The sequence below is a fragment of the Hymenobacter sp. HSC-4F20 genome, from assembly GCF_019599275.1.
GTDB lineage: Bacteria > Bacteroidota > Bacteroidia > Cytophagales > Hymenobacteraceae > Hymenobacter.
Genome location: NZ_JAHZTD010000001.1, coordinates 2,236,020 through 2,250,007 on the forward strand (window position 1 = coordinate 2,236,020; position 13,988 = coordinate 2,250,007).

A 13,988-nucleotide genomic window follows, 5' to 3' on the forward strand; every position below is an offset into this window, starting at 1 on the left:
TCCGCCGCTTCGGGCGGGCAGGTGGCCCGGCAAAGATAGGCAGGCTGCGCTACTCCGCCACGCTTCCCCGCTACGCCCGAGCTTACCGCTTCCCGACAAAATTTTGGCGCGGGCTCCAGCCTTTGCTTCAGGTAGCCCGTACAAGAGCCGTTACCTGATTTTGGGGTCATTCCCACCGCTTTTTCTTCTCCGGACTTCCCATGAAAGCACCCATACTTTCGCTTTTCGCCAGCCTGGCTTTACTTTCCTTAACCGACTGCGCCCGCAGCACCACGGAGGTGGAGCGCCCGACTTCGGCTTCCCGCAATGCGGCCCGCGAAATGGCCATTGCCCGCTCGGCTGATACGGCCGCCCGAGCCACGGATGGCACGGCTACAGCTTCCACGGCCCCTACCCCGGTGCTGCCTGTAGAGCCGGCCGCTCGTAAAACCAATGCCGACTACCGGGCCGAAATCCGCACCGCTGATGCCGCCCTCAAAGCCAAGCCCCGGGATTTCGATGCTCTCCTGGTCCGCGCCAAGGCCAAGAGCCACCTCAAAGATTACCGCGAGGCCGTAACCGACTACAACGCGGCCCTGCGGCTCAAGCCTACCAATGCAGAAGCCTACTACAACCGAGGGCTTAACCGTCTTAAGCTCAAAGAGTACAACGCTGCTATTTCCGACTTCGGCAAAGCCGTGAAGTATAACCCCCAGGACAAGGAGGCCTACTTCGGGCGGGGTGCCGCCAAAATGCAGCTCTTCAACTTCAAGGGTGCTATTCCGGATTTTACCAAAGCCATCGGCATCGACCCCAACTATGCCGACGCCTACGAGTACCGCGGCATCAGCTACGCTTCCATTAACAAACCGAACGAGGCTAAAGCTGACCTGGAAAAAGCCACCATGCTGAACCCGGAAGCCGAAAAAAGCTTACGCCGGTACGCCGGTAAATAGTGAAACGGTGAATGAGTGATTGAGTGAAGTAGTTGTTCGGTTGAGCCTGCTGGGTAGCCTCACTAGGGCTACCTGCCAAGACCCGGTGAATGTTCACTTTACTTATCCACTCATTTACTCACTCACCGCCATCCTACTTCCCCAGCAGCAGCTTTACATAGAAACTGGGTTGACGCAGCCGCTCGCGCAGGTCCAGGTCCAGGAACATGTTGCTGATGGTTTCGGCCAGGGTGGGGTTGTTGGCGGCACGGTTAGCCACGAAATTAAACAGCCAGGGGTAGCTCAACAGGCGCTGCATGGCCCGGCTCAGGCGCAGCTCTTGCCAGAGGCGGTTATACACGGCCTGGTCGTAGCCCCGCAGAAAGTCGGCGGAAAAATTCTGGGCCGCTAGGGCCCGACCGGCCCAGTCGGCGGCGTGGCGGCCTGATACCATAGCGTGGCTGATGCCTTCGCCCGAGAACGGGTCGATGAGGGAGCCCGCGTCGCCGAGCAGCAGGTAGCCGCTGCCGGATAGTGAGCGGCGCTTTGACCCCAGCGGCAGCCCGAAGCCACGCACTGGCCCCAGCCGCTCGGCAGTGGCAAACCGCTCCCTCAGGGCCGGGTGGGTGCGCAGTATTTCATCTAGCCGCTCGCGCAGCTTCACCTTCTTTTTCGATACGGCTTCGCTGAGCATGCCTACCCCTACGTTAGCCTCCCCATTGGGCAGCGGAAACACCCAGAGGTAACCCGGCAGAAAATCCCGGATAAAGTGGAGTTCAATGAAGTTATCGGGGTGCAGGCCGGTTACACCCCGGTAGTAGGCCCGCAAGCCGGCGCAGTGGTGCGCGGGCTCCAGCTCGTGGCCGCCTACCTGCCGGGCAAAGCTCGACTGAGCCCCATTAGCCACCAGCAACAACCGTGTGGTAGTTATTTCCGAGCCATCGGCGGAGAGCACGCGCCACTGGCCGCCGGGCAGTTGCTCGTAACGGGCTACGTCGGTATTTTCCCGAAAGTCTATTTCGGGCCGCTGCCGCACTTCTTCGATCAGGAAGTTGTCGAAATGCAGACGCTTGCTGATGTGGCCGGCGCTGCGGTCAGTGGCAGGGTTGTACTTCGGCTTGAAGGGTACGGCCAGCCGGCGGCCGTTGGGCGCGTAAAAATCAATTCCCCAGCTGGGCAGTTGAATGGGCTCGGCCGCCAGGCGGGCAGGAAGCTCTTCTCCTATTCGGCGCAGCTCGCTGAGCACCTTGCCGCTGAGGGCATCCCCGCACACTTTGTCGCGGGGGAAAGTGGCGCGGTCGAGCAGCAGGCAGCGGTGGCCGGCCTTGGCCAGATGCAGGGCCGCCGTGGCCCCGCCCGGGCCAGCGCCCAGAATGCAGATATCGGTGTCGGGCATAGGGGCAGCGAAGATACGAGCTGCCGCCGTTGGGCAGCCATGCCTGCTAGTGCTCACGCACCGTAGCGGTTGCCTTCTACACGCTGCTTCCATTTTCACGCCCGAGTGCGGCCCGAAATTCCGAACGCCCCCGACGTATCATCTTGCGGCCGTTTCTTAAGTTCGTTTGCACGAGCCAGAAGTCCTTTTCTAGCTGACTTCTTGTACTTTTGCTTCCCTTTTTACGCTCTCTTACCTGCCGATGGCACTTCGAGTTTTACACCAGGATTCTACCCTCACCATTTCCTACGATTACCAGCACGAGTGGCTATATGCCAACTGGACCGGCGACCAAAGCCTGGAATCGGTGCAGACGGGTTGCCTGCGCCTGCTGGACCACCTGCGCTTTGAGCGCTGCACCAAGGTACTGAACGACAACACCGAAGTGACCAGCATGTGGAGCGATGCTTCGGAGTGGGTAGGGGCCACCTGGTTTCCGCTGCTGGCCGAGGCGGGGCTGGAGTACTTTGCCTGGGTGTATTCGCCTAACGTGTACAGCCGCCTTTCCGCCGACCTTTCCATGCAGCAGCAGCCTACTACCCGGCCCATTGTGCTGGCCTTCGACAGCCAGGAGTTGGCTACCAACTGGCTGCAGCTGATGTAGCCCCTGCCGCGAGGCACCACCAGAGCCCCGGCTTCGGAGTTCGGGGTAAACCGAGGGTAGCGCGTAAGGCTTTCGTTGCTACCTTCGCTGGCATGACGAAACAGCTTGACGGAAAAGTGGCCCTCATCACGGGTGCTTCCAAAGGAATTGGCCGCGCTATTGCGGTGTATTTCGCCCAGCAGGGCGCGCAGGTGGCCTTCACCTACCTCTCCAGCGTGGAGAAAGGCCAGCAGCTGGAGCAGGAGCTTGCCGCTTTCGGCACCAAGGTAAAGGGCTTTCGGTCCGACGCTTCCATCTACGCCGAAGCGGAAAAGCTGGTGGATGAGGTAGTTGCCGAGTTTGGCAAGCTGGATATTCTGGTCAACAACGCCGGCATCACCCAGGATGGCCTGCTCATGCGCATGAGCGAGCAGCAGTGGGACCAGGTGCTGGCCGTGAACCTGAAATCGGTATTCAACCTGACCAAAGCCGCCACCAAGCCCATGATGCGCGCCAAAACCGGCAGTATCATCAACATGACCTCGGTAGTAGGCATTAAGGGCAACGCCGGCCAGGCCAACTACGCCGCTTCGAAGGCCGGTATCATCGGCTTTACCAAGTCGGTGGCCCTGGAGCTGGGCTCGCGCAATATCCGCTGCAACGCCATTGCGCCCGGCTTCATTGAAACGGAAATGACCGACGCCCTCGACCAGAAGCAGGTAGATGAGTGGCGCAAAGCCATTCCGCTGCGTCGCGGCGGCTCGCCCGAGGACGTGGCCAAAGCCACCGCCTTCCTGGCCTCCGAAGAATCGGCCTACATCACGGGCCAGGTGCTGCAAGTTGATGGCGGCATGCTGACTTAAGAAGCATGGCGACGTCCAAACAACACGCCGCTCACAACGCAGCGGCTGAGCAAAGAATACGTCATGATGTGGAAGAGTATGGATTCCACGTTGCCCTAGTTGAAGGCGACGGATATTCTCCAAGCTTTGCCTACACCATCGGGCTGTTCAAAACGTTCGGATATCCGGAGTTGATTTGCTTTGGACTGAGCCTAGAATTACTACATGCTATGCTTTGGTCAGGTAAAGAGTTGCTGGATAAACAGCCCCTACTTGACCAAAGCATTGGGCACCCTGATTTTTTGGAAGGATTTGACGTTCGGCTGCTTACTGTAGATAAAGCGTACTATCCGGATTACTTTGGATATGCTGGCTGGTTTTACGAAAGCTGGGAATTTCCTACACTCCAAATAGTGTGGCCTGATAAGCAAGCTCTCTTTCCTTGGCAGGATAATTTTAATCCCAACTGGAAATTTGCTCAGCCTCTACTAGATAGAAACCAGACTTTCAAGTTTCGGGAGGAACGGGACCTTGGCGTTTTCACCACACGGCAGGTCTTGGAAGGACAACCCATTCTGCGCGTTTCCCACGATACTGATGGCGACTGGCAGTTTCTCTGTGATACTACCTCTGACGTGGCTGACCTGAAAATTGTCGCGCTAGAAGAAATTACACAGCGTGATCCAAGCGTGAACAGCTTGTATCAACTCAGGTACGGGTGGTCTGCTTGGCGAGAAACCCCGGATGAGGACTGGGAAACGTGGCAAAAGGAAACCGATGAGTCTGGAGCTGCGGATTGAAGCTGAACACTCTCGCGCAGACTCTGCTGACCTAGAGCAGCTTTTTTAAACAAGAACAGTACGTGTCGGGTTGTACGGGCTTGCAAAGCGGGCCTGCCAGCCCGACACGTTTTTTGTTGCGCCCGCCGCACTGCCCCTACCCCTGCTATGAAATCGAAAGTTGTATTGCTACCCCTCATGCTGGGCGGGTTCGGCATTGGCATGACGGAGTTCGTCATGATGGGCATTCTGCCGGATATTGCCCGCGCCATGCGCATCAGCATCCCGGATGCGGGTCACTTTATCTCGGCCTATGCCCTGGGGGTAGTGGTGGGTGCTCCGCTGCTGGTGGCCCTCACCGGTAAGCTGCCACCGCGCAAGATCCTGGCCTTGCTGATGGTGTTATTTGCCGTGGGCAACGGGCTGTCGGTGCTGGCCTCGTCGTACCATCTGATGCTGCTGACTCGCTTTGTTTCCGGGCTGCCGCATGGGGCGTTTTTTGGGGTAGGCGCCGTGGTGGCAGGCCGGCTGGCTCAGCCGGGGAAGGAAGCCCAGGCCATTTCCATCATGTTTGCGGGTCTTACGTTTGCCAACATCATTGGGGTGCCCATTGGTACCTACCTAGGCCACCATTTCAGCTGGCGGATACCGTTTGTGCTCATTGTGGTGGTAGCCCTGCTGACGGTGGTCAGCGTGCTGCGCCTGATGCCCAATTTAGCGGCCAAGGAGACCAACCTGCGCCAGGAGTTTCACGCCTTCACGAAGCTAGAGCCTTGGCTGATTATCGGGATAACCGTGCTGGGCAACGGAGGCTTCTTCGCGTGGTTTAGCTACATCGTGCCGTTGTTCACGGAAGTAAGTGGGTTTGGCCCCAACACGGTGGCCTTCCTGATGGTACTGGCCGGCGTGGGTATGGCCCTGGGCAATCTGCTGGGCGGCTGGCTCACCGACCGGATGTCGCCGCTACGGGCCACCACCTTCCTGTTGGCAGCCATGACGGCTTCTCTGTTGCTAGTACCCGTGGCTGCGCACTACCAACTCCCGACGGTGCTGATGACCATGCTCACGGGGGCGCTGGCTTTTTCCACGGCCGCGCCCATCCAGATGCTGATGATTCGCTCGGCTAAAGGCTCGGAAATGCTGGCTTCCTCGCTCAGCCAATCGGGTTTTAACACGGGCAACGCGCTGGGCGCTTACCTGGGCGGGTTGCCCATTGCGGCCGGCCTGGGTTACACCTCCCCCGACTGGGTAGGCGCCGCGCTGGTGACGGGAGGTATCCTGTTCTGCGTGGCACTGGTTTTCCGCCGGCGAAATCAGGCCGCCGCACCGGAGCCGGTAGTAGTGGTTGGGTAAGAATGCTGGGGTAGAAAGATACGCTTTCAAGAAAACCGGCTGTCATCCTGAGCGGAACGAAGGACCTCTACTGCTATACTAAGGGTAGTAAGATTCCCTCCGGCAGAGGCCCTTCACTCCGCTCAGGATGACAGCCGCTTACTTAGCTATTCACGCAGTCTATAACCCGATCAATCCGCAACGCGCTTACCTTAGCAGCAACCCGTTTTCCGCTCCACATGAAGCTTAGGTTTCTGCTACTGCTCCTCCTAGTGCCCGTATTGCTAGTTGCTGGGCTCCGCCCACTTCTGTCTTATTGACAATACCGCACAGTAATTGCGCGGATTGAGGGTTTCGACGAATTAAATAGGAAGCTAGGAGAAATTGAAGGAGAGCTCCGCAATGGCGACCTTATCTTTCACACTTCCCAATCGGCGCAAAGCCGGGCTATTCACCTAGCAACCCGTTCGCCATACAGCCACTGCGGCATCCTGTTTCGGAGAAACGGAGAGTGGCGGGTATACGAACCTGGCCAGTTGGTAAGCGAAACATCCTTAGCCGTTTGGGTGAACCGCAGTGAGTGGGTAGACCGAGGTAAAAGCAAACAGTTTGTAGTAAAGCGCCTGCGCGACGCGGAAAACGTTCTGACTCCGGCTGCCCTCCAACAGCTGCAAGCAATCATTGAGCAGCACAGCAATAAAGATAACGAGTTGGCTTTCGGCTGGTCCACTGAATCGATTCCATGCTCGGAGCTGCTTTGGAAGATGTACCGCCAGGCCACTGGCCGCGAAATCGGGAAGCTGCAGACCCTCCGCGAGTTCGACCTGAACCATCCCGCCGTGCAGGCCAAGCTGCAGGAGCGCTACGGCAAGCGCATTCCGCTGGACGAAGGTTATTTCGCCGGTCCGGATGCTGGAAAGCAAGGAGTTGGTGACGGTACGGTAGGTAGCACTACTTACCTGAACCCGTAGCCTTTTCATACGAGAATGGCAGGCTCATCCGAATTTCGTGGTCTTCCCCGGCGGTGTTGGTAAAGCGGGCCGTACGCATTACGCGCTGCGCTTCCTCATCACATCCAGATCCAATACCTTTTACTACCAGTACGTTTTGCGGAATTCCTTTCGGGCTGATAACCATCTGCAGAACTACGCTGCCTGATACCTTATCTTTTCTAGCCTGAGCCGGATAGTTGATTCGAGCGGTTAGCTCTTCGTAGCTGCCAATTAACTCCACCGGCGACTTGTGCTCTTCAGCACCCTGCGTCGACAGATATAACTCCGGCGGATTTGGGTTGTGCGTGGGGCCAGGGACCTGGTAGATGATGCCATACTGTTGCAGATATTGCTCCAGGGGCATCATGCCAATAGCGGCCCGGCGCCGGTTTACGTTGGGCTCATCCTCGATGGGAAATACTTGCTTACGGCCTTCGGGGGAAACCCTGTGCTGAGAACCATACACTTGCTTTGCTCCTTTTTCAGTCCTTACCCGGTCAATCAACAAGGCGAGTGCCGACCAGGATAGGTCTCCGCGGTCAGCGGCGGCCGTGAGCAAAGGCAGGTACTTTTCGTCAGGGTTATGCTGAATCACAAAGAATACTACTTCTTTCTGATACTCGCCTACCATCGCTTTGCCCGGATAGCCATGGCGCGCAATCAAGCTGTCGGCCTGACGAATAAGGCGCAGATCCAATGCATCTTGCTGCTGCATGGCCAGCCGGGCAGCAGGTGAGTTTGGCCCAGATTTGCGGTCGGCTTCTTCGGCCACTTGCCGATAGTGCTGATCCTGGTAATGCATTTTCTCCAGCAGGGCTACCAACGGCTGATTGAAGCCTGCTTCGTGCTGCTGTTGCTTGCGTTGCGCGCTGAGTAGAAGTTTTTTCCAGTCGCGTTGGCCGGTGAGAGAAGCAAAAGCTGCATCGGTCTGGATTTCCTGTGCCCGAAAGAAACCCATTGATACGGCTTTCTCCAGCAGCTGAAGCGCTATTTTGGTTTCCTGCTTCTGAGCGGCGGCTTGAGCTGCCTGGTAGTAGCTGCGGGCAGTACTGGGCTGCTGCCTAAGCGCGGGCTGGCAGGCTGCACTGGCGGCCACGTGTTCCGGCTCCGGCAGTTGCTGGCTTGCTACCTCCAAAACCCCGTTTGCAGACTGTCCTTGAGTCAGATAGCCCGCAAGGCTGCCCCAGGTTAGTCCCAAAGCAACTAGTGCTTGGGAGAAATAATGATGCATCACTACTGGAAGATAAAGCCCCTTGATGGCGTTCTAACTACTTACGCAGCTAAGCTATCAGTTTTTTCTATATCTGCTTCTCTCCCGCAACTCCCTACCTTCGCTACCCGCCCCTGCCCTACCCCACGCAACTATGCGGGGCCGACCGGGGTTCTTTAGTGCGGTTGCTATATCGTTCTGCCTTTGCTACTATCTGCTTCTCCCTGGTTTATACTGCTGTGCCTGCTGGTGGGCGCGGGCTACGCGGCCCTGCTCTACTCGGCCAAGGCCCCCTGGAGCCGGACCATCAACTACGCGCTGGCCTTCGTACGCTTTGCAGTGGTGAGCTTTCTGTGCTTCCTGCTCCTCTCCCCCTTCATCAAAACCACCACTACCACTACCGAAGCGCCTACCGTAGTGCTGGCCGTGGATAACTCGCAGTCGGTAGGACTGTTCACGCCGCCCACCGTGCTAACCCAGGCCACCCAGGGGCTGGCGCAGCTCACCGAAACCCTACGCGGCCGGGGCTTTCAGGTGGAAACCCGCACGCTTTCCTCCAGCAACGGCGCGGCGCGGCCCGATTCGCTGCGGTTTCAGGCCCCGGCCACCGACCTCGACGGGCTGCTAACGGGCATCGGCGAAGGATACCAGGAACGGAATTTGGCGGGCGTGGTGCTGGTGTCGGATGGGGTAGTAAACCAAGGCCGCGCGCCCCAGTACACCGATTACCGCTTCCCGATTTACGCCATTGGCGTGGGGGATACCGTACCCAAGAAAGACGTGAGCCTGCCGGCCCTGACGTACAACCGGGTGGCATTCAGCGGCAACCAGTTCCCCATTGAAGCGGAAATCGGCTACGATGGCTACCCGGCTGGCACCACCGCTACCGTGTTGCTGCGCGAGAATGGCCGGGTGCTGCAAACCAAGCGCGTGAGCCTGCCCGCCGGCCAGCGGCGCACGAAAACCACCTTCCTCGTTACGGCCCCGGCCCCTGGCAAGCGCCGTTACGAAGTGGTAGTAGAGAAGCTGCCCGGCGAGTTCACGGGGCTCAACAACCAGAAGTTTGCCTACCTCGACATTGTGAAGGGCAAGCTGCGGGTGCTGCTGGCCGGCGCCGCCCCCCACCCCGACCTGAAGGCCCTGCGCGCCGCCATTCTGCAAAACGACAACTTCGACCTCACTACCTACCTACCCGGCATCAACCCGCTGAAAACCCAGGATTTCGACGTGGCCATTCTGCACCAGTTGCCGGCCCAGAGCGGGGTAGGCACCGAGGTGCTGACCCAGGTGAAAGCCCGCCGCGTACCGACCCTGTATATTCTGGGGGCGCAGTCTAATTTCGGGGCCTACAATGGGCTGGGCGCAGGCCTGACCGTAACGCCCCGGGGTAGCCAAACCGATGAGGTGACGCCCGTGCCCAATGCCACGTTCACCCGCTTTTCCTTTGAAGACGATGCGCTGCGCCGGTTTTCGGCGTACCCGCCTGCCCCCGTTCCCTTCGGGGATGTACGCTTGGGGGCGGGTGCCGAAGCTGCGCTATGGCAGCAGGTAGGCCGCGTAAAAACCCAGAAGCCGCTGCTGGTATTCGGGGGTACGCCGGCCCAGCGCCAGGCCACCCTGCTTACCGATGGCAGCTGGCAATGGCGCCTGCAGGAAGCCGTAGAACACGACGACCGGCCCGAAGCCTACGACCGTCTCATGCTGCGCACCTTGCAGCTCCTGACCCAGAATGCCAACAAGAAGCGCCTCGACGTGTACCCTACCCAGGATGCCTTCAACGCCCACGACGATGTGACCTTTGGGGCCGAAACCTACAATGCCATCTTTGAGCGCATCTACGGCCAGCAAATCACGCTTACGCTCACCAACGAGCAGCAGAAAAACCGCACCTTCACCTACACCACTACCTCCGATGGGGCGCCCCTGCACCTGGGCCCACTGCCGGCCGGCGTATACCGCTACGTGGCGCGTGCTACCTTAGGCGGCCAACCTCAGCAGGACCGGGGCGAGGTGCTGGTGCAAGACCAGCAATTGGAAGCCATTCAGTCGCGGGCCGACCACAACCTGCTGCATCAGCTGGCCCGTCGCAGTGGGCAGCGGCTCTACTACCCTACCCAGTTTGCCCAACTAGCTCAGGACATTGAGAAGGCTAACTACAAGCCCGTGATTTATGCGCACGAAGATCTGAAAGACCTCATCAATTTGAAGTGGCTGTTCTTTGTGCTGCTGGCTTTGCTGACAGTGGAATGGGCCACCCGGAAGTATTCTGGAGGAATATAACGGGGCGTGTAAGGACAGCAGCCGTTGGCAAGCTGTGCTGCTTCGCACAAATACTTCAGAACTTTTCTCCGCGAAAAAATACTTGTTGCTGCAACTACTTCCGTAGCCGGCCTCTCCGTGCGGAGGCTCAAGATTACCACGCTCATTCGATGAACCGCCTGATTCTTCCTCTTCTCTTCTCTGCTCTCCTTTTGCTGGTTGGCTGCGCCAAAAACACCGAAAAAAAGGCCGAGCTAGCCGTGCAGGATTTCGTGCGCAACCGTATTTCTGACGCTAAAAACTACTTTCCCGGCAAGTTTCGCTTCCAGCCCTACACTAAGCGCGACTCCCTTCTGTACCTGGCCCAGATGGCCCAGATCAACGGCCAGCCTGCCCCGCCCGCCCCTACCCCCGCCGACTCCGTGCGTATTGGCACGCTGGTATACCACGACTACCGCGACGAGATGCGCAACGGGGTTATGGTGCGCGACAGTGGCGAGTATGTAGTGCGCCCGAGCGGCGACGTACGCATTTTAATGGCCGAAAGCCTGCGCCGGAAGCGGCTGCAGAAGTAAACCGTACCTTTGCTGTTCCGGCCTCACGCCGCAAGCCCGGATGCTCCTTGGTGAGCACGCTGGTTTGCTGGCATCGGCCTGGAATCCTCTTTTTATTGCTTCTACATGAGCTGGAATGCTCATGCCCGTCATGCGCTACATTCTGCTCAACAAACCCTACGAGGTCCTGACCCAGTTTACCGACGAAACCGGCCGGAAAACGCTCAAGGATTTCGTCAACGTCCCGAACATTTACCCCGTTGGTCGCCTCGACTACGACTCCGAAGGGCTGGTACTGCTCACCGACGACAAACAGCTCCAGCATCGCCTGTCGGAACCGCGCTTCAAGGTGCCAAAAACGTATTGGGTGCAGGTAGAAGGCGTGCCGACGGAGGAAGCCCTGGAAAACCTGCGCCGTGGCGTAGACCTGAAAACCGGTTTTACTACCCCCGCCGAGGTAACTTTGCTGCCCGAAGCGCCGGAACTGTGGGAGCGTAGCAAACCGGTACGGTTCCGGGCCAACATCCCGACCACGTGGGTACAAATCCGGATTTCGCAGGGCATGAACCGGCAGGTACGCAAGATGACGGCCGCCGTGGGCTACCCCACCCTGCGCCTCGTGCGCGTCAGCATTGCCGATTTGCGGGTAGATCAGTTGCAGCCCGGCGAGTGGCGCGACCTGACCAAGGAAGAAGTGCAAGCCCTAACCGAAGACATGGCCGCCCAGACCGCCGCGGCCGGCACCTTCAAAACGCCCGGCAAGGGCTCGGAATACTGGCCCGGTGGCGTGCGGCCTGCTGGTGAAAAGCCACGTAGCACCAACCGAAGTGGTTTCACTACCCCCGGAGGTGGAAAAGCAGCCGGCGGCGCCCCGCGTGCTGCTGGTACCCGGGGCGCCGGCCGCAACGCTACCCCCGGCAAAACCGGCAGCAAGCCTGGCCCTAAGTCGGCCGGACGGGGTAGCGCGCCCCGCAAACCAGGTTCGGCGGGTGGCCGCTCAGGGCGTAGCTAAGCCAGCGTATGCGCCACGCCCGAAAACTGCGGTGGGTAGCGGCGCTGGCTGCCGTGGCCTTTGTGCTGCTGAATGGGGTAGCTGCCTTCCATGCCTGGCGGTTTACGCACTTCACTACCGAAATAAGTACCCATACCGATAACCCCGAACAGCTGACGCTTCCGCAAAAGCTGTGGGTGTTGCTCACGGGCATCAAAAATCCCAAGCCCGTCAACCAAGCCACCCCCGATTTTCCCTACGTCACTACCTACATCGAAAGCCCCAATGGGCGGCTGGAGGTGTGGCACGGCGAGGTCCCGAACGCGCGCGGCACGGTAGCGCTATTTCATGGCTATACCAGTTCGAAAGCAAAACTGCTCACCGAGGCCAGCTACTTCCGCAGCCTGGGCTACAGCGTTGTGCTGACGGATTTTGCCGGCAACGGTGGCTCCGAGGGCAACATCTGCACCGTGGGCCACCACGAAGCCGCCGACGTGGCCGCGGTGGTACACTGGCTGCAGCAGCGGCCGGGGCCGGTATTCATTTACGCCAACTCCATGGGCGCGGTAGCCACTCTGCGGGCCGAAGCAGAGTTGGGCGTGCGCCCCACGGCCAACCTACTGGAGTGCCCCTACGGTTCCATGCTCGAAACCGCCCAGAGCCGCTTCCGCTCCATGCACGTCCCGCCCTTCCCGATGGCCAACCTGCTCGTGTTCTGGGGCGGGGTAGAAAATAATTTCTGGGCCTTTGACCTCGATGCTACCCAGTACGCCGCTCGCATCACTATTCCTACCCTGCTCATGTGGGGCGAAGCCGACCCGCGCGTAACCCGCCCGGAAACGGACGCTATTTATGCTGCCCTGCGTGGCCCCAAGCAACGCCAGGATTTCCCCAGTTCCGGCCACGAACCCTATTGGTGGAAACACAAGCAGCTATGGCAACATACCGTTGCGCAGGCATTAGAACGCCTACCTGAGCTACCTACAATGCACAAGCAGTAAGTGCGGCCATTGTTGCACACTTGCAATAGCCAGCAGCTAGCTCCTCTCTAAGCAGGGGAACCAGGAAGAGTATTTCCAAGAACTGCGACATCAGCTAAGCATCAAGAACCGGCACAAAGCTCTGGGCGCACGCATTTCCAACAGATAGTTCAAGCCAATCAAACGATTCCCCTGATGTGACCTTTTCAGCACACAAACTTGGACGTTTCACCAAAACAGCCCCCTAACCCTGCTGGTACCTTTGTCATGTAAATACTACACAACCCAACTGGTAAACACATGAAAAATACAGCCTTAGTTACGGGTGCTTCTGCTGGAATTGGTAAGGCAACGGCCATCTATCTTGCCCAACATGGCTATACAGTGTATGGGGGAGCGCGCAGAACAGACAACATGCTGGATCTGAAAAGCTACGGTATCATCCCCGTTGCGCTGGATGTAACCAAAGACGAAAGCGTAGTGACGTGCGTGAATAAAATTTTCGCAGCAGAAGAAAGCATTGATATTTTGGTCAACAATGCCGGCTTTGGGTTAGAAGGGGCCATCGAAGATCTTCCGATGCAAGACGCCCGCTATCAATTAGAAGTGAATGTATTCGGAGCCATGCGGTTGGCCCAACTGGTATTGCCGAAAATGCGCGAAAACCGATACGGTAAGATTGTAAATATTTCCTCAGTGGGCGGTAAGATTGCGTTTCCACTAGGTGGGTGGTATCACGCCAGCAAATTCGCTTTGGAAGCGTTGAGCGACAGCCTACGCAATGAAGTGAAAGAGTTTGGTATTGATGTAATCGTGGTGGAGCCGGGGGCCACCCGATCGGAATGGGGAACCGTGGCAACGGATATTCTTCTGAAAGTATCGGGAAACACGGCGTACAAAGACCTGACGTCTAAAACCCATGCTTTATTTACCCGACTAGCGAAGAATGTGGCGGAACCTGTCGTAATAGCGAAACTTGTTAGGAAGGGTATTGAAGCAAAAAGCCCAAAAGCAAGATATACGACTTCGCAACTAGCCTCTTTGGTTTTGCTAGGGTTGAAAAGAATTTTATCCGATAAGCAGATGGATAAATTGATTATGAGTCAAATAAAATAAT

Annotated in this window: 13 protein-coding genes; 11 read left to right on the top strand and 2 right to left on the bottom strand. The window is 58.1% G+C overall.

All coding sequences use genetic code 11. The features are described 5' to 3' along the window. Window positions 1-200 precede the first annotated feature (200 nt). On the top strand, window positions 201-935 hold the full coding sequence (locus tag K3G63_RS09520) for a tetratricopeptide repeat protein (RefSeq protein WP_220613798.1): 735 nt from the start codon (window positions 201-203) through the stop codon (window positions 933-935). A gap of 133 nt (window positions 936-1,068) precedes the next feature. Here K3G63_RS09520 and K3G63_RS09525 read toward each other — a convergent pair whose 3' ends face one another. Continuing rightward, on the bottom strand, window positions 1,069-2,310 hold the full coding sequence (locus tag K3G63_RS09525) for an NAD(P)/FAD-dependent oxidoreductase (RefSeq protein WP_220613799.1): 1,242 nt from the start codon (window positions 2,308-2,310) through the stop codon (window positions 1,069-1,071). Between the two features lie 241 nt (window positions 2,311-2,551). Here K3G63_RS09525 and K3G63_RS09530 point away from each other — a divergent pair, with 241 nt between their 5' ends. The 5 genes from K3G63_RS09530 to K3G63_RS09550 all read left to right on the top strand — a co-directional run bounded on the left by K3G63_RS09530 (window position 2,552) and on the right by K3G63_RS09550 (window position 6,856). Further along, window positions 2,552-2,953 carry a hypothetical protein gene (locus K3G63_RS09530; RefSeq protein ID WP_220613800.1) on the top strand — a complete coding sequence of 134 codons (402 nt, stop codon included), beginning with the start codon at window positions 2,552-2,554 and terminating at the stop codon, window positions 2,951-2,953. Window positions 2,954-3,045: 92 nt separating this feature from the next. Further along, on the top strand, window positions 3,046-3,795 hold the full coding sequence (fabG, locus tag K3G63_RS09535) for a 3-oxoacyl-[acyl-carrier-protein] reductase (protein WP_220613801.1): 750 nt from the start codon (window positions 3,046-3,048) through the stop codon (window positions 3,793-3,795). Between the two features lie 5 nt (window positions 3,796-3,800). Further along, window positions 3,801-4,574, top strand: coding sequence for a DUF4262 domain-containing protein (locus K3G63_RS09540; protein ID WP_220613802.1), 774 nt, complete (start codon window positions 3,801-3,803; stop codon window positions 4,572-4,574). 147 nt (window positions 4,575-4,721) lie between these two features. Continuing rightward, the gene (locus K3G63_RS09545; protein ID WP_220613803.1) at window positions 4,722-5,906 is read left to right on the top strand and encodes an MFS transporter; all 1,185 of its coding nucleotides are present in this window, start codon (window positions 4,722-4,724) and stop codon (window positions 5,904-5,906) included. A gap of 428 nt (window positions 5,907-6,334) precedes the next feature. After that, window positions 6,335-6,856, top strand: a complete 522-nt coding sequence (locus K3G63_RS09550) for a YiiX/YebB-like N1pC/P60 family cysteine hydrolase (protein WP_310794574.1) — start codon at window positions 6,335-6,337, stop codon at window positions 6,854-6,856. On the opposite strand, the gene K3G63_RS09555 is transcribed toward K3G63_RS09550, so the two are convergent. Beyond that, complete coding sequence (locus K3G63_RS09555) at window positions 6,837-8,012, bottom strand: energy transducer TonB (protein WP_220613804.1); 1,176 nt, start codon at window positions 8,010-8,012, stop codon at window positions 6,837-6,839. The two genes, K3G63_RS09550 and K3G63_RS09555, sit on opposite strands and share 20 nt — an antisense overlap. Before the next feature lie 279 nt (window positions 8,013-8,291). On the opposite strand from K3G63_RS09555, the gene K3G63_RS09560 reads away from it, so the two are divergent. The 5 genes from K3G63_RS09560 to K3G63_RS09580 all read left to right on the top strand — a co-directional run bounded on the left by K3G63_RS09560 (window position 8,292) and on the right by K3G63_RS09580 (window position 13,987). Next, window positions 8,292-10,367 (top strand): vWA domain-containing protein, encoded by a 2,076-nt coding sequence (locus tag K3G63_RS09560; protein WP_259404323.1) that lies wholly within the window; start codon window positions 8,292-8,294, stop codon window positions 10,365-10,367. A 149-nt stretch (window positions 10,368-10,516) separates the two neighbouring features. Then, window positions 10,517-10,921: a hypothetical protein gene (locus tag K3G63_RS09565; RefSeq protein ID WP_220613805.1), complete on the top strand. Its 405-nt coding sequence runs from the start codon at window positions 10,517-10,519 to the stop codon at window positions 10,919-10,921. A 115-nt stretch (window positions 10,922-11,036) separates the two neighbouring features. Then, the gene (locus K3G63_RS09570) at window positions 11,037-11,912 is read left to right on the top strand and encodes a pseudouridine synthase (protein ID WP_259404324.1); all 876 of its coding nucleotides are present in this window, start codon (window positions 11,037-11,039) and stop codon (window positions 11,910-11,912) included. A gap of 8 nt (window positions 11,913-11,920) precedes the next feature. Further along, a complete protein-coding gene (locus K3G63_RS09575; protein ID WP_220613806.1) occupies window positions 11,921-12,892 on the top strand; it encodes an alpha/beta hydrolase in 972 nt (323 codons plus the stop codon). A 279-nt stretch (window positions 12,893-13,171) separates the two neighbouring features. Continuing rightward, window positions 13,172-13,987: an oxidoreductase gene (locus K3G63_RS09580; RefSeq protein WP_220613807.1), complete on the top strand. Its 816-nt coding sequence runs from the start codon at window positions 13,172-13,174 to the stop codon at window positions 13,985-13,987. Window position 13,988: the final 1 nt, after the last annotated feature.

Bases quoted from the DNA above. Each gene is read 5' to 3' on its own strand.
- K3G63_RS09540 (WP_220613802.1), top strand. From the start codon at position 3,801: ATGGCGACGTCCAAACAACACGCCGCTCACAACGCAGCGGCTGAGCAA.
- K3G63_RS09530 (WP_220613800.1), top strand. From the start codon at position 2,552: ATGGCACTTCGAGTTTTACACCAGGATTCTACCCTCACCATTTCCTAC.
- K3G63_RS09545 (WP_220613803.1), top strand. From the start codon at position 4,722: ATGAAATCGAAAGTTGTATTGCTACCCCTCATGCTGGGCGGGTTCGGC.
- fabG (WP_220613801.1), top strand. From the start codon at position 3,046: ATGACGAAACAGCTTGACGGAAAAGTGGCCCTCATCACGGGTGCTTCC.
- K3G63_RS09580 (WP_220613807.1), top strand. From the start codon at position 13,172: ATGAAAAATACAGCCTTAGTTACGGGTGCTTCTGCTGGAATTGGTAAG.
- K3G63_RS09520 (WP_220613798.1), top strand. From the start codon at position 201: ATGAAAGCACCCATACTTTCGCTTTTCGCCAGCCTGGCTTTACTTTCC.
- K3G63_RS09525 (WP_220613799.1), bottom strand. From the start codon at position 2,310: ATGCCCGACACCGATATCTGCATTCTGGGCGCTGGCCCGGGCGGGGCC.
- K3G63_RS09565 (WP_220613805.1), top strand. From the start codon at position 10,517: ATGAACCGCCTGATTCTTCCTCTTCTCTTCTCTGCTCTCCTTTTGCTG.
- K3G63_RS09570 (WP_259404324.1), top strand. From the start codon at position 11,037: ATGCTCATGCCCGTCATGCGCTACATTCTGCTCAACAAACCCTACGAG.
- K3G63_RS09575 (WP_220613806.1), top strand. From the start codon at position 11,921: ATGCGCCACGCCCGAAAACTGCGGTGGGTAGCGGCGCTGGCTGCCGTG.